The organism is Flavobacterium phycosphaerae (assembly GCF_010119235.1).
GTDB lineage: Bacteria > Bacteroidota > Bacteroidia > Flavobacteriales > Flavobacteriaceae > Flavobacterium > Flavobacterium phycosphaerae.
In genome coordinates, this window is sequence record NZ_JAAATZ010000001.1 from 701868 (window position 1) to 724612 (window position 22745).

Annotated in this window: 25 protein-coding genes; 9 read left to right on the top strand and 16 right to left on the bottom strand. The window is 37.8% G+C overall.

Annotation, left to right across the window (positions count from 1 at the left end; translation table 11 throughout):
- From GUU89_RS03060 to GUU89_RS03075, 4 genes are all read left to right on the top strand, one after another.
- The gene (locus tag GUU89_RS03060; protein ID WP_162126544.1) at positions 1-681 is read left to right on the top strand and encodes a pirin family protein; all 681 of its coding nucleotides are present in this window, start codon (positions 1-3) and stop codon (positions 679-681) included.
- An 89-nt stretch (positions 682-770) separates the two neighbouring features.
- Complete coding sequence (locus GUU89_RS03065) at positions 771-1772, top strand: T9SS type A sorting domain-containing protein (protein WP_162126545.1); 1002 nt, start codon at positions 771-773, stop codon at positions 1770-1772.
- An 80-nt stretch (positions 1773-1852) separates the two neighbouring features.
- Positions 1853-2347, top strand: coding sequence for a hypothetical protein (locus tag GUU89_RS03070; protein WP_162126546.1), 495 nt, complete (start codon positions 1853-1855; stop codon positions 2345-2347).
- A gap of 109 nt (positions 2348-2456) precedes the next feature.
- A complete protein-coding gene (locus GUU89_RS03075; protein ID WP_162126547.1) occupies positions 2457-3866 on the top strand; it encodes a T9SS type A sorting domain-containing protein in 1410 nt (469 codons plus the stop codon).
- 63 nt (positions 3867-3929) lie between these two features.
- Here the strand turns inward: GUU89_RS03075 and GUU89_RS03080 are convergent, their stop codons facing one another.
- The 14 genes from GUU89_RS03080 to trmB all read right to left on the bottom strand — a co-directional run bounded on the left by GUU89_RS03080 (position 3930) and on the right by trmB (position 15025).
- A complete protein-coding gene (locus GUU89_RS03080) occupies positions 3930-4955 on the bottom strand; it encodes a hypothetical protein (protein WP_162126548.1) in 1026 nt (341 codons plus the stop codon).
- Positions 4952-6064: a twin-arginine translocation pathway signal protein gene (locus tag GUU89_RS03085; protein WP_235921951.1), complete on the bottom strand. Its 1113-nt coding sequence runs from the start codon at positions 6062-6064 to the stop codon at positions 4952-4954. Before GUU89_RS03085 ends, GUU89_RS03080 begins: the two co-directional genes overlap by 4 nt.
- Positions 6031-6516 carry an NAD(P)-binding protein gene (locus GUU89_RS14920; protein WP_235921952.1) on the bottom strand — a complete coding sequence of 162 codons (486 nt, stop codon included), beginning with the start codon at positions 6514-6516 and terminating at the stop codon, positions 6031-6033. The genes GUU89_RS03085 and GUU89_RS14920 overlap by 34 nt, the downstream gene beginning before the upstream one ends.
- 28 nt (positions 6517-6544) lie before the next feature.
- Entirely contained in the window at positions 6545-8065 is a 1521-nt protein-coding gene (locus GUU89_RS03090; protein ID WP_162126549.1) for a polyamine aminopropyltransferase, read from the bottom strand.
- Positions 8058-8273, bottom strand: a complete 216-nt coding sequence (locus GUU89_RS03095) for a DUF350 domain-containing protein (RefSeq protein ID WP_162126550.1) — start codon at positions 8271-8273, stop codon at positions 8058-8060. Before GUU89_RS03095 ends, GUU89_RS03090 begins: the two co-directional genes overlap by 8 nt.
- A gap of 208 nt (positions 8274-8481) precedes the next feature.
- Entirely contained in the window at positions 8482-9708 is a 1227-nt protein-coding gene (locus GUU89_RS03100) for a DUF4178 domain-containing protein (RefSeq protein WP_162126551.1), read from the bottom strand.
- A 6-nt stretch (positions 9709-9714) separates the two neighbouring features.
- A complete protein-coding gene (locus GUU89_RS03105; RefSeq protein WP_162126552.1) occupies positions 9715-10077 on the bottom strand; it encodes an S-adenosylmethionine decarboxylase family protein in 363 nt (120 codons plus the stop codon).
- A gap of 100 nt (positions 10078-10177) precedes the next feature.
- On the bottom strand, positions 10178-10510 hold the full coding sequence (locus GUU89_RS03110; RefSeq protein ID WP_162126553.1) for a 2Fe-2S iron-sulfur cluster-binding family protein: 333 nt from the start codon (positions 10508-10510) through the stop codon (positions 10178-10180).
- A 2-nt stretch (positions 10511-10512) separates the two neighbouring features.
- Positions 10513-11571 carry an NAD(P)/FAD-dependent oxidoreductase gene (locus GUU89_RS03115; RefSeq protein ID WP_162128614.1) on the bottom strand — a complete coding sequence of 353 codons (1059 nt, stop codon included), beginning with the start codon at positions 11569-11571 and terminating at the stop codon, positions 10513-10515.
- A gap of 85 nt (positions 11572-11656) precedes the next feature.
- Positions 11657-11896 (bottom strand): NifU family protein, encoded by a 240-nt coding sequence (locus tag GUU89_RS03120; RefSeq protein ID WP_162126554.1) that lies wholly within the window; start codon positions 11894-11896, stop codon positions 11657-11659.
- 2 nt (positions 11897-11898) lie between these two features.
- A complete protein-coding gene (locus GUU89_RS03125; protein ID WP_162126555.1) occupies positions 11899-13035 on the bottom strand; it encodes an Mrp/NBP35 family ATP-binding protein in 1137 nt (378 codons plus the stop codon).
- Positions 13036-13394: 359 nt separating this feature from the next.
- Positions 13395-13718 (bottom strand): MGMT family protein, encoded by a 324-nt coding sequence (locus GUU89_RS03130; RefSeq protein ID WP_162126556.1) that lies wholly within the window; start codon positions 13716-13718, stop codon positions 13395-13397.
- Positions 13719-13723: 5 nt separating this feature from the next.
- The gene (locus tag GUU89_RS03135; protein WP_162126557.1) at positions 13724-14350 is read right to left on the bottom strand and encodes a lysine transporter LysE; all 627 of its coding nucleotides are present in this window, start codon (positions 14348-14350) and stop codon (positions 13724-13726) included.
- Positions 14351-15025: a tRNA (guanosine(46)-N7)-methyltransferase TrmB gene (gene trmB, locus GUU89_RS03140; RefSeq protein WP_162126558.1), complete on the bottom strand. Its 675-nt coding sequence runs from the start codon at positions 15023-15025 to the stop codon at positions 14351-14353.
- 89 nt (positions 15026-15114) lie between these two features.
- Here trmB and GUU89_RS03145 point away from each other — a divergent pair, with 89 nt between their 5' ends.
- A complete protein-coding gene (locus GUU89_RS03145; RefSeq protein ID WP_162126559.1) occupies positions 15115-16179 on the top strand; it encodes a glycosyltransferase in 1065 nt (354 codons plus the stop codon).
- On the opposite strand, the gene GUU89_RS03150 is transcribed toward GUU89_RS03145, so the two are convergent.
- Positions 16153-17196 carry a sensor histidine kinase gene (locus GUU89_RS03150; protein WP_162126560.1) on the bottom strand — a complete coding sequence of 348 codons (1044 nt, stop codon included), beginning with the start codon at positions 17194-17196 and terminating at the stop codon, positions 16153-16155. The two genes, GUU89_RS03145 and GUU89_RS03150, sit on opposite strands and share 27 nt — an antisense overlap.
- Positions 17197-17880, bottom strand: a complete 684-nt coding sequence (locus tag GUU89_RS03155) for a response regulator transcription factor (RefSeq protein WP_162126561.1) — start codon at positions 17878-17880, stop codon at positions 17197-17199. It abuts the gene before it with no gap.
- A gap of 192 nt (positions 17881-18072) precedes the next feature.
- On the opposite strand from GUU89_RS03155, the gene GUU89_RS03160 reads away from it, so the two are divergent.
- From GUU89_RS03160 to GUU89_RS03170, 4 genes are all read left to right on the top strand, one after another.
- Positions 18073-20862: a TonB-dependent receptor gene (locus GUU89_RS03160; RefSeq protein ID WP_162126562.1), complete on the top strand. Its 2790-nt coding sequence runs from the start codon at positions 18073-18075 to the stop codon at positions 20860-20862.
- A 190-nt stretch (positions 20863-21052) separates the two neighbouring features.
- Positions 21053-21574, top strand: a complete 522-nt coding sequence (locus tag GUU89_RS14925; protein WP_235921953.1) for a hypothetical protein — start codon at positions 21053-21055, stop codon at positions 21572-21574.
- Positions 21550-22236, top strand: coding sequence for a hypothetical protein (locus tag GUU89_RS14930; protein WP_235921955.1), 687 nt, complete (start codon positions 21550-21552; stop codon positions 22234-22236). The genes GUU89_RS14925 and GUU89_RS14930 overlap by 25 nt, the downstream gene beginning before the upstream one ends.
- A 104-nt stretch (positions 22237-22340) precedes the next feature.
- Complete coding sequence (locus tag GUU89_RS03170; protein ID WP_162126563.1) at positions 22341-22655, top strand: T9SS type A sorting domain-containing protein; 315 nt, start codon at positions 22341-22343, stop codon at positions 22653-22655.
- Positions 22656-22745 lie beyond the last annotated feature (90 nt).

Here is a 22745-nt window from a genome sequence, read left to right on the forward strand (position 1 = left end):
ATGTTATCTCAAAGTCCGGCACAAATATACAAAGCGCAATCCAGAGGACACGAAGAGGATGAAACCTATCGCTGTTTATCCACTTTAAATTTTGGCGCTTATTTTGAAGAAAGCCGAAGACCATTCGGAGCGATAACCGTATTTAATGATGAAACATTAGCACCCAAAAAAGTAAAAACATTTTCAGTAGACTATGCCTCGGAAGTACTCCTTATTCCGTTGGTAGGAACAATTGATTTTGACAACAAAAACTATATCAATACGGAAGAAATGCTACTCTTTTCTGCAGAAAAAGACACTGTGTTTCAACTCCAAAACCCGTTTGAAACCGAATTGATTAATTACCTTCAAATCCGGTTACAATCTTCCAAAGTAATTAAAAATGACGTTGTCAAAAAACACTTCTCTTTTTCAATTCGGAATGAACTATTTATAATTCATGAAAATGAAACTACCAAGGTTTCTATTGGAATTTTTGACTCCCGAAGTGAAGGTTTGTATCATTTAGACAAAAATACAAAAGGGGCTTTTGTGTTTGTTATTCACGGGGCTTTCGAATTTCAAAACCGGTTGTTAGAATCGCGCGACAGTTTAACATTATGGGAAATTGCGGAAATTGAATATGAATCCTTAACTGAAAATGCTATTTTATTACTATTGGAAACCGCCTTACAAGAGTAAAAATTTACCGCAAATTAAAACGCGTTCACCTCATTTATTTTGACCTTCAGCCAATTACCCTAACTTTGATTTGGTAAAATAATAAAACTATGGAAAGAAAAGACTTTTTAAAAAACAGTATCGGATTTCTTGGATTGGCAGTGGCTGCTCCAAGTATGCTAAAAGCCAAAGAGGCAAATTCTGAAAACGCTTTAGCTTGTTCGGTTACTAACAGTGAAACCGCAGGACCCTTTCCTACCATCACTCCGGCTTCTTTAATAAGAACCAATATGATCGGCGACCGAACCGGAATTCCTTTTACCATTAATATCAACATCAATAACATTAACGCCAATTGTGCCGCTTTACAAGGAGCCATAGTAGATATTTGGCATTGTGACAAGGATGGTTATTACTCGCAATACGGCGGAACGGCTATGCAAACTGTCAATTATACTACCAATACTTTCCTAAGAGGAAGACAAACTACCGATGCTAATGGATTAGTGAGTTTCACCTCTATCTTCCCGGGATGGTATACCAGCCGAGCGACTCATATTCATGTACACATTTATAATGCTTCCGGAACTTCTTTGTTGATTACCCAAATTGCATTCCCGGAAGGAGCAACCAGTGCGGTAGTTCAAGCCAATAATGCCACAGCTTATGGCTATACCAAAGGGATGACCGGCTATACTTATAACTCGTCTGACAATGTGTTTTCAGATGGTGTTACCAATGAACTATCATCCGTAACCGGTAGTGTAGCGGATGGCTTTGTTTTAAATCATACTATATATGTGGCCGGACCAACATTGGGTATAAATGAAAATAGTCAACAAGCATTTGGGTTAGGTCAAAATTATCCAAACCCAATGAAAAGCAGCACCACAATTCCGCTGTCTTTAAATACGGATTCAAAAGTTACCGTTCAACTATTTGATCTGACGGGAAGATTAATTGCCACTCCCATTGACAAAAACTTTTCTTATGGCGCTAATTCACTAGTATTAGACCGAAACGGTTTGAGTAGTGGTCATTATATTTACAAGGTAAAAGTGGTTAATGAAAAAGGTACTTTTGAACAAAGTAAAAAGTTTTTAGTAGAATAAATAATACCTGTTTTGTGTTTTTAAAATAGAGAGACATTGTATAATTCTCTCTATTTTTGTTATGGTTAAGCCCTACTCTTATGACAAAAATCAGATTGGCATATCGAATCGTAATAGACAACTCTTCTACTTTTGTGTGGGATAAATATGTTTTTGAAGACACTTATAAAGAGTACTTGATACAACAACAACTTTTCAATTCGAAAGAAAACCCAAAAACAACATTTCGAGAATTGCTGAGCGAAAACGAAAAGGCCTATCAATTACACTTTCTGACCGGTATGGCTGCTAACGATTATGTAGCACAATTAAAAGGTCATTTTCATAGAGTAACTGATGTATTAGGAAATCACTTTTTCCCATTTACCAATTATGAATTAGACATCATAAATACTGATATCACTGATAGTAAGAAACACAAAATCGGTATTACTTTTTATTCTCCAATGCTATTGCTTTTAGACATAATTAACAACCGCTATTTGGTTTCCACAGAACTCGAAAAAGACAATGGATTTAGCATTCTTGAATTTGCACAACAACCCAACTTGGCCATTTGCTATTATGAAAAGTAGCACAAACTAAAATATTCACCGCAGTTTTTTATCGGTTTATCTCATTAATTATTTTCATTTTTTACAAATAGTAATTTAGCGTTCTATTTTAAACAATTGAAAATCAATAATGAAAACAAATTCTATTTTAAAAGCCTTTACCTTGCTTTTGATGTCTTTGGTGGCGACTACTGGTCAGGCCCAAAATGACACAGGGCGAAAAGTATTCGGAAAATCGATTCAAAGTATTAATCCGCATAATGGATTAATTAAATGTATTTCAACCGAATACGAACAATCTTTACAAGAGAAAAACCCCTCAAGAGCTACTACTGAAGCATTTGAACAATGGATTGCACCCAAAGTAGCCGCTATAAAAAACAACATGCTAACCCAAAAAAGCGTGAATACGGTTATATCCATTCCGGTGGTAGTACACGTGATTCACAATGGCGATGCACTTGGCAGCAATGAAAATATTTCAGATGCTCGAGTGATTTCTCAAATTACAGTTTTAAACCAAGATTTCAGAAGAATGCTGAATACTAATGGTTACAATGAGAATCCGGTTGGTGCAGATATGGAAGTTGAATTTGTATTGGCCAAAAGAAAACCGGATGGAACGGCCACCACCGGAATTGATCGCGTTAATCTTAATGTTGCCAGTTGGGCTACCGAAAGTAGCGTAGAAACCAACTTGAAACCGAATACCAGCTGGGATCCAACACAATACTTTAATATTTGGGTTTGTGCCTTTAGTACCAGCTCCAGTGCCGAATTGAATGGGGTTTTGGGCTATGCGCAATTTCCGGACAGCTCAGGACTAGGTGGATTAGATGCTGTGGGCGGAGCTGCTAACACGGATGGCGTAATCATTGATTACCGTTGCTTTGGGTCAAAAGCTATTGCTAATACCGGTACCTATTTTACCGATTATGATCAGGGAAGAACAGCCACACACGAAATTGGTCACTGCTTCGGATTGCGTCATATTTGGGGAGACACTTCATCTTGCACTGTAAATGCCACGGACAGTTATAAGGATTATTGTCCGGATACTCCGGCAGCCGCCAATGAAAATTATGATTGTAATGCCACTTATGACTCCTGCTCAGCTGCAGCCGGAAACGATATGACCGAAAATTATATGGATTACACCAATGACATCTGTATGAACACGTTCACGCTAAATCAAAAAGGAAGGGTTTTAGCCGTTATTCAAAACTCACCGAGAAGAAATACACTGCCAACATCTCCAGCGCTTCAGGCTCCTTTGTTAGCGCAGCGATTTGATTTGTTTGACAATGTTAAACTATACCCTAACCCGGCCAACGATTTTGTAACGATTAATATTTCAGAAGGATTAGAGTTACCGGATTCTTTTGACATCTACAATGCTATGGGGCAGTTGGTAAACCATACTAAAGTAGGAAGTTCAACTGATTTAACAGCAAACACTTCCGGTTTATCCAAAGGCGTTTACTTTATAAAAATAAATAAAGAAACTGCGACGAAGACGTTGCCGTTCATCAAAAAATAGTACGAGTGTTTATTGTAATTGTTGTGATTAATTGAAAGAAAGGCGGAAAATTATTTCCGCCTTTTATGTTTTTTTATCTGTTTTCCAAATAAATCCATCTAAAAGATAATGAGTAAATTGGGGCACCGTAAGTAATGGTACTACTAAAAATTGCCACGAAGAAAAGTCCAAAGCGGAAAAAGAAAATTGCTCCTTCCAAACCAGTATTTCCCATAAATATTCTTCAGAGAAAGCAACAATTAATAAAAAAGCAATGAAAATGAATAAACCGCCATTTGCTTTGAAACGATATAAATAGCCTAATTCTTCTTTTGGTTTTTTCTCTATTTCTTTTAAATATATTAAAGCCATATAGGGGATTCCGTGCGAAACAACATTAAGCATCGTAAAAATCAAATCATCATTAAAATAAACAATCCCAAAATACCAAGACAAAGCCGTCCCAACTATAATGGCATTTTTTGGAATATTAAAAAATTGCTCTTTATAGGCTTTATAAAAGGTTCGCAAAACATAAATAATCATAACACCCCAGTAAACCCATCCCAAAAAAGTCAATACGGATTGGTTTTCATAGCTGAAAAACTCATGTTCCACAAACCAGTTAAACTTTCTTGGCGAGGATAAAAACCAATAGACCATAGGATAACCCGTAGCGCTATAAATCACAAGATTATCCATCCATACATTGGCCCTAGTCTTAGGCTCATTTCGGGCATACAATCGCATAAATCCATACTGTTGCCGTATGAAATGAAACACCGCCACATAAGCCAAAACCGACCAAAAAACAGCACTGCCAAAAGCAAATAAAACCAGTCCAATCAGAAAACAGACTATAGGTAAACGAATCAAAAGTTTCTTTTTCTTCCGGAATTCGGAAGTGACAAAATAGGTTTTAAACAGCGTGGCATACACATGCGCAACATCTATAAAAACAATCAAAAAAAGCCAGGTATAAAAGGAATACTCTGTTTCAATTTGCAATAATTGTTTTTGAAACAAGAGCACAATGGCCAACACTAAGAATGATGGCAATAAGATAAAAAGGCTGTCGGTTTTGGGTTTATGTATCCAAGATTGTGTCATTTCAACATATCGTTTACCACATTAATTCCTTGATGAAAAGCTTCTTCAAAAATAGAAATTCCTGACAAGTCGCTATGGGCAAAAAAGATTTTATTTTCAAGACTTTCAGCTGCATTTTGTTTGGCTTCTCCAAAAATAAAACCGGGCACAGGACTTATCATTCCGTGACCTAAAAGATGGATATCAATAGTTTCTGTGGCTTCTTCAATAGTTGGATGCGCTATTTTTAAATCTTCAAAAACCAATTGTTTCCAATACTCTTTATTCTTTTTATAGATACTTCTTCTTGTTTTTCCTAAATCGGATGACGAAAAACTATAATAATAAGTAATTACCTTTTTATCTTGAATTTGTTGCAGTGATTGGTGTTGGTCATATACATAACCCAATCCTTTAGAACCATAAATAACATTATCCCAACACAGTGGAAAACTGAAATTATCGGTCAAATCAGTAACCACCAAAGTTGCTAAAAGCCAGGGGGTGTAATGAAATTGAGCGGCTATCTCTTTTCTGTTTTTGATGATATATTGATTGACAAATTGTGGAGTGGCCATAATGACTTTGTTGGCTATAATTTCAATTGTCGTTTTAGTAGCAGCATCAAAAGCTTTGGCTATTACCTTGTCTGAGGTGGTGGTAATTTCAAAAACCAAATGATTTTTCAGTGTTTTCCCTTTTGTAAAAGGTTCCAAATGATGAGCCAGACGTGCATTTCCTTCGGGCCAAGTTATTACACTATCTCTCTTGTCTGCCGTAGCATCTTGTTTTCTTCCGGCAAAATAATGAATACCTGCCCAAGCAGAAACATACTCAATGCCTAAACCAAAATCATCCCGACAACAATAATCCAAATAATCATAAAGCGGTTTTGATTTAAAATTATGACTCACCAACCATTGTTTCATCGTTATATTGTCGAGTTTTTTGACTTCTTCCTCCTGAGAAGAAAGGCTTAGCGGGATGTTAAACCAGAATTTCCCCGTGGCGTCTTTTGCTACTCTGTAATAATCCATCTTCTTGAAAAACAAGTTAAACTCAGCATCGTCATCCGGTGTATTTCCTGTTTTGGGCACTACGCCTTCTTGCCAATTATTTTTATAAAACAATCGTTCATCCGGGCTATCGTTAGTTGTTCTTCATCAAAAACAGGAAACCCTTTGTTATCATACCCTAAAATTATTTTGGTTTCTTCTAAAAAGTACAATAGTTCCTTATCCTCAAAATTGGGCAACGGTAAATAATGAGCTCCTAACGGATACTTGGAATATTGGTTTTCTCCATGGGATGAATTACCTCCTAAATGATTTTCCAATTCTACCATTAAAAAATCAGAAACACCTTTTCTGACCAATTGACGTGCTGCACTTAGGCCGGTTATCCCTCCGCCCACAATTAAGTAAGGAATATGAATTTGCTGGGTTGGTTTCGGAAAATTTTGAACACGCAATCGATGTCCCAAAATATGATTTGTTCCCGATAGGCGTATCAGTAAGGCAATCGTTTTTTCTTTGCAGGAATGCAACAAAGCACCAACAGAAATCAGCACAGTGGTTGCCAATATCCCTTTTAGAAATGTGCGCCTGGAATTATTGTAATTTTCCCCATTCTTCATCGAAATAGCGTACTAAAATTTGATTGTCCAATCGATTAATTTCAATGTCTTTTGAAATCATGTCCTGGGAAAAATAATTGAATTTATCAAACTGATAATTGTAAAAGCGCAAACCGGGTACTTGACGATTCACCTGATTGAAATTGGTACCAAAACCATTAATAGCAATGGTGTAGCCCCATTCACCAAACGAAGGAACGTAAGCATGATAGGCATCTACCTGAGGAAAAACCTGCATCACCGTTTTGTTAATACACCAAAACGATTTTGGCGCAAAATAAGGTGAGGTGGTTTGAATTACCACAACAGCATCTTTGGTTAGTACCTTTTGAACCGTTGCATAAAAATTAAGGGAGTACAATTTGCCCAAACTATAATTAGACGGATCGGGAAAATCAATGATAACTACATCGTACTTTTCTTTAGCTGCCTTGGCCCAAATATAAGCGTCTTTATTATAGACCGTAACTTTAGGATTGTTTAGCGAATTTTGATTGAAACCGGTTAAAACAGCATTGGTTTTGAACATCTTTGTCATGCCTTCATCTAAGTCAACCAAAGTGATTTTTTTTACCGCTTTATACTTCAATATTTCTCTAACAGCCAAACCATCACCCCCGCCAAGCACCAGTATGTTGTCAATCTTTTTGGCAATTGACATGGCCGGATGAATCAGGGCTTCATGATAACGGTATTCATCCGAAGAACTGAATTGCAGGTTATTATTTAAATACAAACGGTAGTCACTTTTATTGTGTGTTAATACAATGCGTTGGTATTGAGTTGAATTGGTATAAATTATATTTTCGCCATACATTTTACCTTCTGAGTAAGACAGAATAGTATCCGAAAACAAGAACACTATCAGTAATAACAGAAAAGAAAAAATAGCTTTGAACCGCAATACAAAACTTTTTTTAAGTTCTTTTTTAAGTATAAAACACAAGGCGATGGCAATACTGATATTAATCATGCCAAAGAATAATGAGGTTCCCATAATCCCGAGCTTAGGCACTAAAATAAGCGGAAAAAGTATGGAAGCCAATAAAGCACCGATATAGTCAAAAGTAAACACATTGGAAACCAAATCCCTGAATTCGATTCGGTCTTTGAGAATGTTCATCAGTAACGGGATTTCTAGACCAACCAGGCAGCCTGTGATGAAAACCAAAAAATAGAGTATCAACTGAAACGAATAAACGCTTTCAAACAACAAGAAAAGCACCACCGAACTCAAGCCGCCAATGAGTCCGACCAGAATCTCGATTTCAACAAAAGTATTGAGTAGGTTTTTAGTAATGAACTTTGAAAAATACGAGCCAACACCCATCGAAAAGAGATACACCCCGATGATAAATGAAAACTGCTTAACCGAATCGCCCAATAAATAACTCGCCAAAGTACCCGCTACCAACTCGTAAACTAAGCCGCAGGTAGCGATAGTGAAAACGGCAAAAAGCAGTAAAAACTCGAATTTTAAAAGTTTTTTACCCATGAATGGCAGCACTAATAATCATGGAAATCCCGATAATAAATGCTGCAAAAACAACGGCTACAGCCAGATTGTTCTTTTGTACAATTTCCTTCCAAGTGTTCTCGGGTGTGATTTTTTCGATTAAAAAATACGTCAACAAAAGGATAATAATCCCCAGAATTGAAAAAATAACCGAATTCAGAATTGGTGTCATTGATAGTGTATCCATATTGATTTTGTTTAATTATTTGTGATAAAAATGATTCACGGAATGGTATCTTCCTGATTGTGTCGGTTTGTAATTTTCGGTTCGTTCACAATCACACAAGCTGTTTCCTGCACTATTGTAGTACATAAAAAGCAAGTAAAAAAACAAACCTACTAAAAGTGATAAATAATTGTTTTTAAAAAAAGAGCTAACGTTTTGCATTTCTTTCTTATTCGTTATACGGTGAATAATTACTGTCTTCCCAACGACTGGTTTCAAAATATTTATTTATAAAATACATCAAAGCCATAAAAGCACCCATGAAAATAATGGTCATCCAAACATTTCTGGAGGAAGGTTTATTCCACGACGCTTTAACATAAATATCAGTATTGGTCACATCTTCGGGGGCTTTCATTGGGGTCAATACCAAATGATACTTTCCTTGGCTTACTCCACACAGGTTAAAGTCTTCGGAGGTTGATCCTTCCGTCCAGTTTTCGCCATCGGTATAGCCGTGGTAATACTCTACATCTTTATTCGCATAAGTCTCTTCCCCGGTTTTTTCGTTTACTAATGCTATTTGAAGATTGGCCCAAGAATTATCAACATTAGAGGAGACCGTAATGTTCATTGGGGCAGAACTCCCTTTCAATTCAAATGCCGGCGAAATAAAATCTTTGTTGTTGTAACTATCAAAAGGAATCGTAACATCGAGCACTTCCTTTTCCACTCTTTCACTATTTAATGCCCAATCGGAAAGCAAAATCAACATGGCTACGGCACAAAATGTCAGTGCCAGGTATTTTAAATTAAAAATAAACGGCTGTACCAGTCCAACCCCATTTTTATAGGGCAAATTAGTTACCTTAAAAGCCTTCTTGATCTCCCTCTTGGTTATGTGTTCCCCATAAAAAGCGGTTTGCACTCCGTCTACTTTTTCAACAGAAATCATAAAAGGAGGATTAATAAACTCGGTTGTAAATATCTTTTTTTGGGTTACATCGAAATCAAAATAACCCGAAGCAGAGACAATCTCTGTGGTAGTATAATCATAAATATCAAAATATGTCCCGTTGTAAGTAACGGTCATTGGATGATGGTCAACTTCAAACTCCTCCTCTATTTCTTCTAAAAGTATCCAATGCCCATCCGCTTCCGACAAAAACAAAAACTCCAGCGCCTCATTGTGCAAAATATATTCCCTCCAATAAAAACTACCATAAGCCTTTTTCTGAATGATGCCGCTCAAAGTGTATTCTTTTCCTTTTAGAGTAGCCTTACTACCCAACGCAAGGATAGTGGAACGAAATGCTTCTTGATATCGATTCGCAAACTTAAACTGTCCTTCATTTTGCAGGTAAACCGTTTGACAAGAAGGACAAGTGAATGTTTTTACTTCAAAAGCGACTTCAAAATCGGTAACCGTATCACAATTAAAACAAGAAAAACTCATAGCCTATTATCGATTAATTTCGAACTCATTTATAATTTCGGCTTTAAAAAAAGCAATGTACTCCTTGGCAATGGCTTTAACCTTTCCGGAATTATCTTGTGAATAATTACACAAATAGACATCTAAAGTAAGTTGGTTACTTTCGGGCCAGGTATGAATACAAATGTGAGATTCTTTCAGACAGTAAGCAGCAGTATAACTATTGTTTTCAAATTCAAAAGAGGAAAACCCAACCTGCTCCAAGTCATATTGCAAGAGCAAATTGTCCGTAAATTTCCGAAATAGTTCTTGGTGGGTTAAAAGCACTAAATCATCAACTTTTAAAGTCAATAATTTGTGTAATCCTAAAGGATTGATAGCTGTAGTCATTTATGGCGAAAAGAATATTGTTACAATTTTACGAATAATACTTCAAATTGTTACAATTTTGAAAACATAAAAAAAGCGAGAAGTAATCTCGCCTTTTTTGTTATGCTTCCGGGGCCAGTTCAATGGCTAAGCCATCTATGGCTTCGGTGATATGGATTTGACAACCCAAGCGGCTGTTCTCTTTTACATTAAAAGCTTCCCAAAGCATGGCTTCCTCATCGGGACCTTTTTCAGGAAGTGGTACCTCATTTAAAACATAGCATTGGCAAGACGCGCACATGGCCATGCCGCCACAAATGCCTATAGTTCCTTCGGGAGCCAGTTCATAAGCCCGAACCAGTTCCATGATGCTCATGTTCATATCCGTTGGTGCTTGTACTTCGTGCGTAACTCCTTCTCGGTCGGTAATCGTTATTGTAATATCCTGTGCCATAGTTAGTCGATTGATTTTACAACAGCTTTCTCGGCTTCTTTGCGCGTGCCGTCAAAACCATCAATACCGGAAACCGTGGTGTACTTTAACACATACTTTTTACCCGGGTTGATTCGGTTATAGACACTCTGACACATTAAAGTAGCTTCGTGGAAACCGCACAGAATTAATTTCAATTTACCAGGATAAATATTCACGTCACCTATGGCATAAATCCCGTCAATATTAGTTTGATAATCTAGCGCGTTATTCACTTTGATAGCATTCTTTTCTATTTCTAGTCCCCAATTGGCGATAGCTCCCAGTTTTGGCGTCAGTCCGAAAAGCGGAATGAAGTAATCCGTCACCACATTCATGCGAGCACCGTTAACTTCAATGTCTACCGATTCGATTCGTTCTGACCCTTTGAAGCCTACAACTTCTCCCGGTGTGATTAGTTTTATTTTCCCTAAGGATTTTAGTTCCTGTACTTTTTCAACAGAGTCTAAAGCGCCACGGAATTCATTACGTCGGTGTACCAACGTTACTGAAGCGGCTACATCTGTCAGGAATACGCTCCAGTCTAAGGCTGAGTCTCCCCCGCCTGATATCACTACATTTTTACCTCGGTACTTTTCAGGGTCTTTGATAAAATAGTCAACGCCTCGGTCTTCTTTTTCGTAAAACTCTAAGTCTTTTAGTATAGGTTTTCTGGGTTCAAACGTGCCTAATCCTCCTGCAATGGCAATGGCCTTAGCATGGTGTTTTGTACCTTCATTGGTCGTTACTATAAAAGTACCGTCTTCCAACTTTTCAATGGTTTCAGCGGTTTCTCCTAAGGTAAATCCGGGTTGGAATTGTTTGATTTGCTCCATTAAGTTGGTTACCAAATCACCGGCCAATACTTCGGGATAGCCCGGTATATCGTAAATAGGTTTCTTAGGATACAACTCTGCCAATTGTCCGCCAATTTGTGGCAAAGCATCAATAAGGTGGCATTTTAACTTTAATAATCCGGCTTCGAAAACGGCAAAAAGCCCTGTAGGTCCGGCACCTATTATCAGTATATCTGTTTCAATCATCTTTTTTCGTGGCATAATATCGAAGTTTCTAAGCCGCAAAGATTGGCAAACCTCGAATCAAATAATATGATTTTTATCATTAAAACTAAGCGATGTTCTCTACAGTTTCTATTTGTGGTGCATACTTTTTAATAGTAGTCTCCACTCCGGCTTTCATGGTACTGATACTCAAACTGCACGATGTACAAGCTCCCTGAAGGCGTACTTTGACATGCTTTGCATCTTCAATGGCAACCAAACTGATATCACCGCCGTCTGAATTCAGAAAGGGTCTGATTTCGTCTAAGGCTCTTTCGATATTTAAAGTCAATTCTTCGTTTGTCATGATTATTTACCTTTAACAGCAGAACATCCTGCCATGGTGGTTATTTTGATAGCTTCGGTTGGGGGTAAACTTTCGTTTCGGTTTACCGTTTCCTGTACAACGTTTCGGGTGATTTCTTCAAAAACCGTTTCAATGACTGAGGCGGTTTGTAAGGCTGCCGGGCGACCGTAATCACCAGCTTCACGAATGCTTTGTACTAAAGGTACTTCGCCCAAAAACGGCACTTGTAAATCGGCTGCCAGGTTCTTAGCTCCTTCTTTTCCGAAGATGTAATATTTATTGTTAGGCAATTCTTCAGGGGTGAAGTAAGCCATATTTTCGATGATTCCTAATACCGGAACATTGATGCTATCCGACATAAACATGGATACTCCTTTTTTAGCATCGGCCAAGGCTACAGCTTGTGGTGTACTTACCACTACCGCTCCCGTGATAGGTAACGACTGCATGATAGAAAGATGAATATCCCCAGTTCCCGGAGGTAAGTCGATTAACATAAAATCTAACTGACCCCAATCGGCATCAAATATCATTTGGTTTAACGCTTTGGAAGCCATAGGACCACGCCAAATCACAGCCTGACTCGGAGAAGTAAAGAACCCGATGGAAAGCAATTTGATTTCGTAGCTTTCGATAGGCTTCATCTTTGACTTGCCGTCTACTTCAATCGAGATGGGTTTTTCATTTTCTACATCAAACATAATCGGCATCGAAGGACCGTAAATATCGGCATCAAGCACCCCTACTTTAAATCCCATTTTGGCCAAAGTCACTGCTAAATTAGCCGTAACGGTTGACTTTCCAACCCCTCCTTTTCCTGAAGCTACGGCAATAATATTGCTGATGCCCGGAATGGCTTTGCCTTTAATTTCGTTTGGATTATTAGCCGGAGCTTCCACTTTGATATTTACTTTCACCACAGCATCTGGGGAGAATTTTTCGTGGATTAACTTTTTGATATCGTCTTCGGCACGTTTTTTAATGTGCATGGCCGGAGTAGAGATGAGTAAATCTACTACTACTTCGTTGCCAAAAGTCAGTACGTTTTTCACGGCACCGCTTTCTACCATATTTTTTCCTTCGCCGGCTATGGTAATCGTTTCCAGAGCGGAAAGGATTTCTTTTCTATCTAATTTCATCTTATGGGTTGACCACTAACTAACTGTGGTTATTTTGTTATGTTTATTTAAACTGATTTTAGATTGCAAAGATAATACGATTTACAAAGAAATAATCGATATTGGATTGAAAATATTGATAATCAAATAAGGGGTTTTCTTGAGTGTAAAAACGGTTTCTCCATATCGAAAAAAGAAGTCATCCTGTTGCTTAAAAAAAATTGTCAGGACGACCTTGGCAAAAGATGTACATGTTTCGCCTAAAAGATGTACATGTTTTACACAAAAGATGTACATCTTTTGAGAAACTCATCAGCATCAGTACAAAAAGTGAGCAGGAAGTATTTAAAAAAAGATAAGGACAACCCCAAAAAAGGTTGCTATTGGCTCACCTCAGGAGTCCAAAAGTGTTTATCGAAATTGACGATTTGATTATCGACCACTTCAATGCCTTCGTTTTCGAGTAATTGCTGCATTAAGTTGGTGCCGTCAAAATGATGTTTCCCGGAAAGCACGCCAATGCGATTGACTACTCGGTGAGCCGGAACATCATCCCTACCGTGACAGGCATTCATGGCCCAACCGACCATTCGGGCAGAACGAGCCGTGCCGAGTGCTTTGGCAATAGCGCCGTAGGAAGTTACTTTGCCTTCGGGAATTTGTCGGGCTATGGCGTAGACTCTTTCAAAGAAATTAGCTTCCATGGTATTTACTTGTAAAGCAATTTGAGTAAAGTCACCACCGCCATAAAAGTTGTTACCGAACCGATAATGGTGTTGATGTTTTTCATCATGAATTCGGTTTTCTTTTCAATCTTTTTAAAGGCCACGATGTAGATGTAGAAAACAGTAAACGAGCCCAGTACCACTCCGGTAACAAAAAAAGAAACGGGAAGAGTGTCAAAACTGAAGTACCCTGCCGCCGATAATCCCATGCTGGCAAAAACGTAGAATGGAATGGGCAGCAAGTTGAGTGTTGACAATAGCATTCCGAAAAAGAAACGATTGGATTTTCCTTTTATCTTTAAGTTGGTTTTGGGCTTTTTGGGCTTTTTGGCTACCCAGAAGAAGTAAACACTGAGCAACGAAAAAACTAAGATGCCAATTTCTTGCAGGGTGGTTACGATTTCCTGATGGTTGCTGATAAACCGAGCAAAAAGTACAGCAATAAACGTTTGAAAAAACACGACTACCGAAGCGCCTATGGCAAAACTCAACGCCTGGCTTTTGCCTTCCTGCAAACTGATTTTGGCTGCTGTCATGTTGATTAACCCCGGAAGGATAACCGCCAAAAAAGCAATGCAAAAGCCCAGTACAAGTGGCAAAAAGTAGGTCATCTATTTGATTTTGAAACGAATATACGTAATTGCTTTGTTGATTTCCAAATATTGTTTTTCGTAGAAGGTTTGGATAGCGGTTACCACCTCCGGAGCGCCTTCGTTTTTGTAGACATTGTGATTGGCATAGAGCACTTCGTGTCCTTCGCCGTGTAATAAACCTAAGGTATAGCCGTGCATGAATTCGCTGTCGGTTTTTAGGTTGACCACGCCGTCCGGTTTTAGGATTTTTTTGTACAACTGCAGGAACTCTGAGTTGGTCATGCGGTGTTTGGTGCGTTTGTATTTGATTTGCGGGTCGGGAAACGTAATCCAGATTTCATCCACTTCGTTTTCGGCAAAAATGAAGTGAATCAATTCGATTTGGGTACGAACAAACGCCACATTGTGCATTCCTGAATCGACCGCGGTCTTAGCACCACGCCAAAAACGGGCTCCTTTGATATCGATACCCACAAAGTTTTTATCCGGATAGCGTTCGGCCAAACCTACTGAATATTCGCCTTTACCGCAACCCAGCTCAATAATGATGGGATTGTTGTTCTTAAAAAAATCACTGCTCCATTTGCCTTTAAGCGGAAACTGCCCACCTACTACTTCTTCTCTTGTTGGTTGGAAAACGTTTTCAAAAGTCTCGTTTTCCTTAAATCGTTTTAATTTATTCTTACTTCCCACAAACTTAATTTTTGTGGCAAAATTAACGAATTATAAACTATCAGAAATCTTTTTTATCTTGCTGAACAAATAATGAGTAACTTCAACACTTGGAAACTGTAAACAGAAACATACTCGTTGCGCCTTTGAACTGGGGGTTAGGCCATGCCACCCGTTGTATTCCTATTATAAGGGAGTTGGAAAAAAATGGTTTTACTCCGATAATTGCTTCCGATGGCGGTGCGTTGCGAATGCTGCAAAAAGAGTTTCCTCATTTGCTTTCTTTAGAATTACCGTCTTACGATATTGAATATGCCCAGAACGAAGATGACTTTAAATGGAAACTGATTAAAAACAGTCCCAAAATGATTACGGCCATCTTCACCGAAAAAAAGGTAGTCAAAAATTTGATTGGCGAACACAACCTCCAAGGCATCATTTCGGATAATCGGTTGGGGGTTCACAACAAAAAAATTCCAAGCGTAATTATTACCCATCAATTGAATGTGCTTTCGGGAGATACTACTTGGATTTCGAGTAAACTGCACCAACACTTTATCAAGAAATTCAAAGAATGTTGGGTTCCTGACATTGAAGAAGAGCCTAACTTAACTGGCAAAATGGGGCATTGGAAAAACAAAAAACAAACCGTAAAGTACATAGGTCCTTTGAGTCGCTTGGAGAAAAAAGAACTGAAAGAAATCTATGATTTGATGATTATCCTTTCGGGGCCCGAACCTCAGCGTACCATTTTGGAACAAAAATTAAAGACCGAGATCAAAACGTTCAAAGGCAAAGTAGTTTTCATTCAGGGGATTATTGAAGCGAATCAAAAAAAGGAACGAAAGCGCAATGTGGTTTACTACAATTTTATGACTTCTGAAGAAGTGGAAAGAACTTTTAACAAAAGTAAAGTGGTACTGTGCCGCTCGGGTTATACTACCGTGATGGATTTGGCTAAACTAAAGAAAAAAGCCTTTTTTATCCCAACGCCGGGACAATTTGAACAAGAATATTTGGCTAAAAAATTAAAGCAAGATGGGTTTGTGCCTTATGCCAAACAAGATGATTTTAAAATTGAAAACTTGCTTCAGGTAGAACTGTTTAATGGTTTACCGCAACTCCGAAAAGATGTAAACTGGGAGGAGTTATTTATACTTTTCGAGCGTGAATGAAAACTCAGACCCTTTCCCGAATTCACTTTCTACATAAATTTTTTCGCCGTGCGCCTCTATGATGTGCTTAACAATGGACAATCCTAAACCTGACCCTCCTTCACTTCGCGCCCCGCTTTTATCCACTCTGAAAAAGCGTTCAAACAAACGAGGAATGTATTGCTTCTCGATGCCTTCGCCGTTATCGCGGAATCGGACGATAATTTTGTCGTTAACTAAATCTTCAATCGTCACTTCGGTCGTGCCGTTTTCTTTGCCGTATTTGATGGAGTTCATCACCAAATTGGTCAGTACCTGCTGAATCTTTTCCTGATCGGCAAATACCTTTATCGGTTTGTTATACTTACGGTCGAACATAAGAATGATATTCTTTTTATCGGCTTTCATTTCCAATAAATCAAAGACATTCTGAATCAATTCCACGATATTGAACTTAGACAATTCGAGGTTTACGTCGCCGATTTCCAATTTTGAAATCATGTCCAAATCTTCCACTATGTAGATTAATCGTTCTACGCCTTTTTCGGCACGCTCTAAATACTTTTTGCGGACATTTTTATCATTCATCGCCCCATCAAGCAAAGTAGAAAGGTAACCTTGAACCGTAAACAAAGGGGTTTTCAATTCGTGGGAAACATTGCCCAAAAACTCCCGGCGGTATTCTTCACGCACTTTGAGGGTTTCGATTTCCATTTTCTTATCCGTAGCAAACTTTTTAACTTGTTTGGTTAACGTTGCCATGTCAGTGGTTATGGGTTGGTTTCTGAAAGAAGTAGATTCCAGGAGAGAAACGTCATCATAAATCTTTTTCACCCTACGGTAAATGAATCGTTCTACCCGGTATTGAATCACAAAAAAAGAAAATACTGCCATGGATAGGGCGAAAACCAATAGGATTGGCCATGAAAATTCATGAAAAAACCAAAGCAATAATCCAAGAAAACCGGTAGCAAAAAGGGTAATATAAGAAGTCGAAACTACCGCAAACGTATATGTTTTCTTGAATTTAATTTTCATTTATACTTCCAGTTTGTAACCAACACCTTTGATGGTTTTAAATAAATCTTCGCCTATTTTTTCGCGCAATTTACGAATATGTACATCAATCGTTCTTCCGCCAACGATAACTTCGTTGCCCCAGACTTTATCTAAAATTTCTTCGCGTTTGAATACTTTTCCCGGTTTGGAAGCCAAGAGATAGAACAACTCAAATTCTTTTCTCGGAAGTACAATTTCTACGCCTTCCTTGATGATTTTATATTCTTCTCTGTTGATTTCTATGCCCCCCACGTTTAGTGTTTCTGAAGTACTTTCGTCACTCTTTAAACGACGCAATAAGGCTTTTACTTTGCTTACCAATAATTTGGGTTTGATGGGTTTTGTGATATAATCATCAGCACCGGCGTCAAAACCGGCCACTTGGGAATAGTCTTCGCTTCTTGCCGTTAGAAACGTTATGATAACATTACTCAATTCGGGTAATTTTCTAATGTTTTCGCAGGCTTCCATGCCGTCCATTTCGGGCATCATTACATCCATAATAATGAGTTGTGGCAGTTCTTTTTTGGCTTTGACAATGGCTTCTTTACCATTGGTGGCGGTCACAATCTGATAGCCTTCTTGGGAAAGATTATACCCCACAATTTCCAGGATATCCTGTTCATCATCTACCAATAAAATCTTAATGTCTTTTTTTTTCATAACGGACACACTTGTTTTTGTGGATGTAAATGTAAAGATAATACAAAATGCTTGTACAAAACGAAACCCGAGTTAACGGTAATTTAATATGTTAACAATTTGGTAATAGTTATCGAACAAAATGGTAATAATGGAGTAACATGACCTTTACACAGTGGTGGTTTCTTTGCACCAAAATTAAACAACACTGAAATGAAATTTAAATTAATTGTTACTTTTTTATTCCTGAATGTTATTGGTTTTGCCCAAAGTAAAGGCACTGTTACCGGAACATTAACCGATAAAGAACTCAATAATGAACCGTTGCCGTTTGCCAATGTGGTTATAAAAGGAACGCCGATAGCAGTTGTGACCAATGAAACCGGAAAGTATTCGATAAGCGTTGAAGCCGGAACCTATACTATCCAATTCAGTTTTTTGGGTTATGAAAATATCGAAGAAAAAATAGAAGTAAAAGCCGGAGAAACCATTACGCTAAATAAAGCATTGGGTTCGGGAAGCTATCAGTTACAAGATGTAGTGATTCAAAACACCACCAGCCGCGAAAAAGAAACCGCCTTGCTTTTGGACCAGAAAAAAGCAGTAGAAATGAAACAAAGCATTGGGGCTCAGGAAATGTCGCGAAAAGGGGTTAGCGATGTGGAAGAAGGATTGACCAAAATTACCGGTATTACCAAAGTAGGTTCACGTGGTTTATTCGTCCGAGGTTTGGAAGACCGTTATAATAATTTATTGATTAACAATTTGGCGGTACCTTCCAACAATCCGTTTAAGAAGATCATTCCGTTGGATTTGATACCGACCGATGTGGTGAGTATTATTGAAACCTACAAAACATTTAATCCCAACATTTATGGCGACTTTGCCGGAGCTACTTTCAACTTAGTGACTTTGACTAAACCAACGAAGAGCATTACTAAAGTAACTATTGGCGCAGGTTTTACCACCAACAACAACCTAAGCGATTTTTATTCGTCAACCAGTACCAACACTACCAAAGGGTTCTTTGGATTTAATGGTAGCGACCGTGATTTGCCCTCGGCTTTTGGCACTAAACCTTATCCGCCGGTAACTTTGAGTACTAACGCTGCGGTTAATGCTTTTAAAAATGGTTTTGAAATTGAGAAAAGTACAAGTCCGTTGAATACCAGCATTGGATTTTTGCATGCCGAGAAGTTCACTATCAAAGACGCTAAATTCAGTTATTTGCTTTCATTGAATTTTGACAATTCCTATCAGTTCAGAACCGGAGCAGACAGAACCCTGCAACCCGGAAACTCTATTGAATACTCCAATAATTTTCAGAAAACCACTTACGATTATAAGACCAATATTTCCACTATCATTGGTTTAAATTATAGCACGGACCGATTGAACTTATCCTCAACTTTATTGTATTTGAAATCGACTGATAGTCAGATTCAGGATCAATTGGGTTATCAGAACAATCAAAAGGATGTTACTAATTTCTTAATCCGAACCAATCAGTTAGACGAATCAGATTATTTGAACGGACAATTGTTTGGGGAGTATCAATTGACTTCTGACAAAAACCACAGTGTAAAAGGCGGAGTATCTTTGGCCAAAACAGCGTACAACCAACCCGATAGAAATTCTTATACCGGTTCACAAGTTTCTGAAACCGAAATCAACACCAGTTACGGCGGGAATAACTTCTTGAGACAATACCTTGACATCAACAGCAAAATATTTACTTCGGCCTTTTTAGAATACAATTTCAAATTTGGAAAAGACCATAAAGTGTCGGTTGGGTATAATGGCAATCACAATTTTACGGTGTCTAAATATCGCTTTATACAAACCATTAAAAACTTCAGTGGCAATTCGAATATTGTCATTAATCCGTTTGAGGTTGACAGCCAAATCACAGCTGATTTATTGGATTATGAAATTTCTTTTCAGGAATCGAGTAATGCCAACTGGAAGGCCAAATTAGAAGAAACCATTAATGCCGGATATGCTAATTTGTTTTATAAATTTTCTGAGAAGTTTGACATCAATGCCGGAATCCGTTTTGAAAACTACGACCGTTTGACCAAGTTTAAAGGAATTGGCAGTTGGGATCAAAACTATAAGAAAGTAAAAAGCAAAGAAACTTACTTTTTGCCATCAGTTAATGCGAAATACAGCCTGAACGACAAATCTAATCTTCGTTTTGCCTCGTCCTTAACCTATACTAAGCCTGTAGTGATGGAAGCTTTCCCGATTTCAATTGTAAATCCTGACGGCACTGTTTACCAAGGAAATCAAAATTTGGAAAACAGTAAAAACATCAATGTGGATGTTAAATATGAAGTGTTCCCGACGGCTAAGGAAATGTTTGCCGTTGGTTTATTCGGAAAAAGTATTGACAAACCTATTGAACGTACTTTTATTGCCAATCCGGGAGCGACAATTTTATCTTTTTTGAATTCGGATAAAGCTACTTTATATGGAGTTGAGGCCGAAGTGATTTTAGATTTATCGAGAGTTTCATCATCCTTAAAAGATTTTTCATGGGGCTTCAACACTTCGATTATGCAAACTAAGGTAAGTGTTCCGGATATAGCTGTGGGACCTTCGGGACCAAGTCAAAGTTTGGAAACGCATAAGAACCGAGAATTGCAGGGAGCCTCAAAATGGTTAATTAACTCGGATTTGAAATACCAATTTGATCTCAATAAAAACTGGTCGAATACTATATCAGCAGTGTATTCCGTTTTCGGCAAACGAATTTACAGTGTCGGAACAGCCCGAATTGACCACATTTACGAATTACCGGTAAGCAAACTGGATATTGTTTGGACCAGTAAAATTTCGGAACATTTTGATTTGAAACTATCTGCAGATAATATCTTAAATCCAGCTACAAAATTAGAATTGGGCAAGAACAGTAAAGACACTTTTATTGAAAACTCAAGAATCATACAGGATTATAAAAAAGGAGTAGGATTTTCGTTTAGCTTGGGTTATACCTTCTAATCAGATTATAAGTAAAAGCAGCGGTATTCGTTGCTTTTTTGTTAACACTAGAAGTTACTTTGATTACTTTTTCTTTACCTAAAAATGAATTTGGAATAACCATTTGATGACGTTCATTTAACCCCAAAAAAAAGATTAAAAAAGATATTTGCTCAACAATATAACTAAGTACAACTTAAAACAAAAAACAATGAAAAAATTAATCTTAAGCTTAGCCATTCTAAGCACGATTTTCACAGGATGTTCAAGTGATAATGAAAGTGACACTGTAATCATACCACAAACGGGAGAAATTTCGGGAGACATTACCGCAAACAAAACTTTCGAGTACGGTAACTATACTTTAAAAGGAATTGTGAAAGTAAAAGCCGGAGTTACTTTAACTTTTGATGCCGGAAGTACCATTACATGTGATAAAATAAACGGCGATAATGCTTTATTGGTAGAAAACGGCGGAAAATTAATCATTAACGGAACAGAATCTGCTCCGGTAGTATTTACTGAAGTTTCTAAAATTCCCGGCTCTTGGGGAGGTATCATCATGTATGGTGATGCTCCTATCAAAGCTTTAGGCGGAGTATCAACAGCTACTTCTGAAGACGGTATGTCATTACCCTATGGCGGAACCAACGCGACACACAACGGAGGAAGTTTGAACTATGTTCGAGTGGAATATGCCGGAAAAAATTGGCTGACGGAACCAAAGAACTAAACGGATTTTCATTTTATTCTGTAGGTTCAGGAACAGTTTTAGATCATTTGGTTTCTTATAAAGGAGCTGATGACGGATTTGAATTTTATGGAGGGACCGTAAGTTTAACCAATGCTATTTCTTATGGAAATTATGACGATGCTTTTGACTGGCAAGATGGTTGGCAAGGTCAAAACAACACGAACTGGTATGCTTATCAGGAAACTAAAGGAAATTTTGGAATTGAAATTGAAGCTTCTGCCAACAACAACGATTTCTATCCTAAATTCACTAATATTACTTTAAAAAGAGCGGCAGGTTGTACACCAGAAGCAGCAGGAGACGTACAAGTAGATGCTATTCAATTTAAGAAGAATGGTAACGGCGATTTCAACAATGTAGTTATTGATGGCTATGGATCGTATACTGAAGGCGCAACTACTTTTCTTGGAGCAGCAGTAAAAATTCAGGATGTTGACACCAATACAAACCAAGTAACCGGTGGAAAAATAAAACTGACAAACCTAAAAATCACCAATACATCACAAAATATTGCCGGAGCAACTTCATCTATAATCGTGACTTTTCCAGAAGGGAAATATTCCGCAAACACTACTGCCACTGGGGCAACCCTTTCTCCGGGTGCTTGGGCAACCGTAAGCGGAACTAACTTAGTACCTTAGATTTTTTAAAAAATGTTAAATTAATCCCTCAACCACAATTGAGGGATTTTTTTGGTACAGTATTTGAAATAATTTTATACATTTGTAATAACCAAATATACATCATGGCTAAAAAATACTTTTATATCACTTTCCTTTTCTGTTTGTTTTCTCTTGCCGGCTTTGCCCAAGACGGAAAACAACAAGGGAATGATGCGTTAGGTTTTTATCCAAATCCGGTTACTAATGGTAAAATATACATTACCTCAAAAACCAGTTTAGACAAAGAAATTATAATTTTTGATGTATTAGGCAAAAAAGTGTGGCAAACCACTACTTCTTCAAGAGAACTCAATATTGCTTCCATTCCACCGGGAGTATATATCATCAAAATTACCGAAGGCGATACCACTGCCACTAGAAAACTAATAGTTAGATAGTTAAAGTTTCGGTTTTTAACTTTTATTTAATCATTTTTTTACATTCTTTTTTTCTGCAAAGAAAATTTGTGATTATATTTGTAGGCTAAT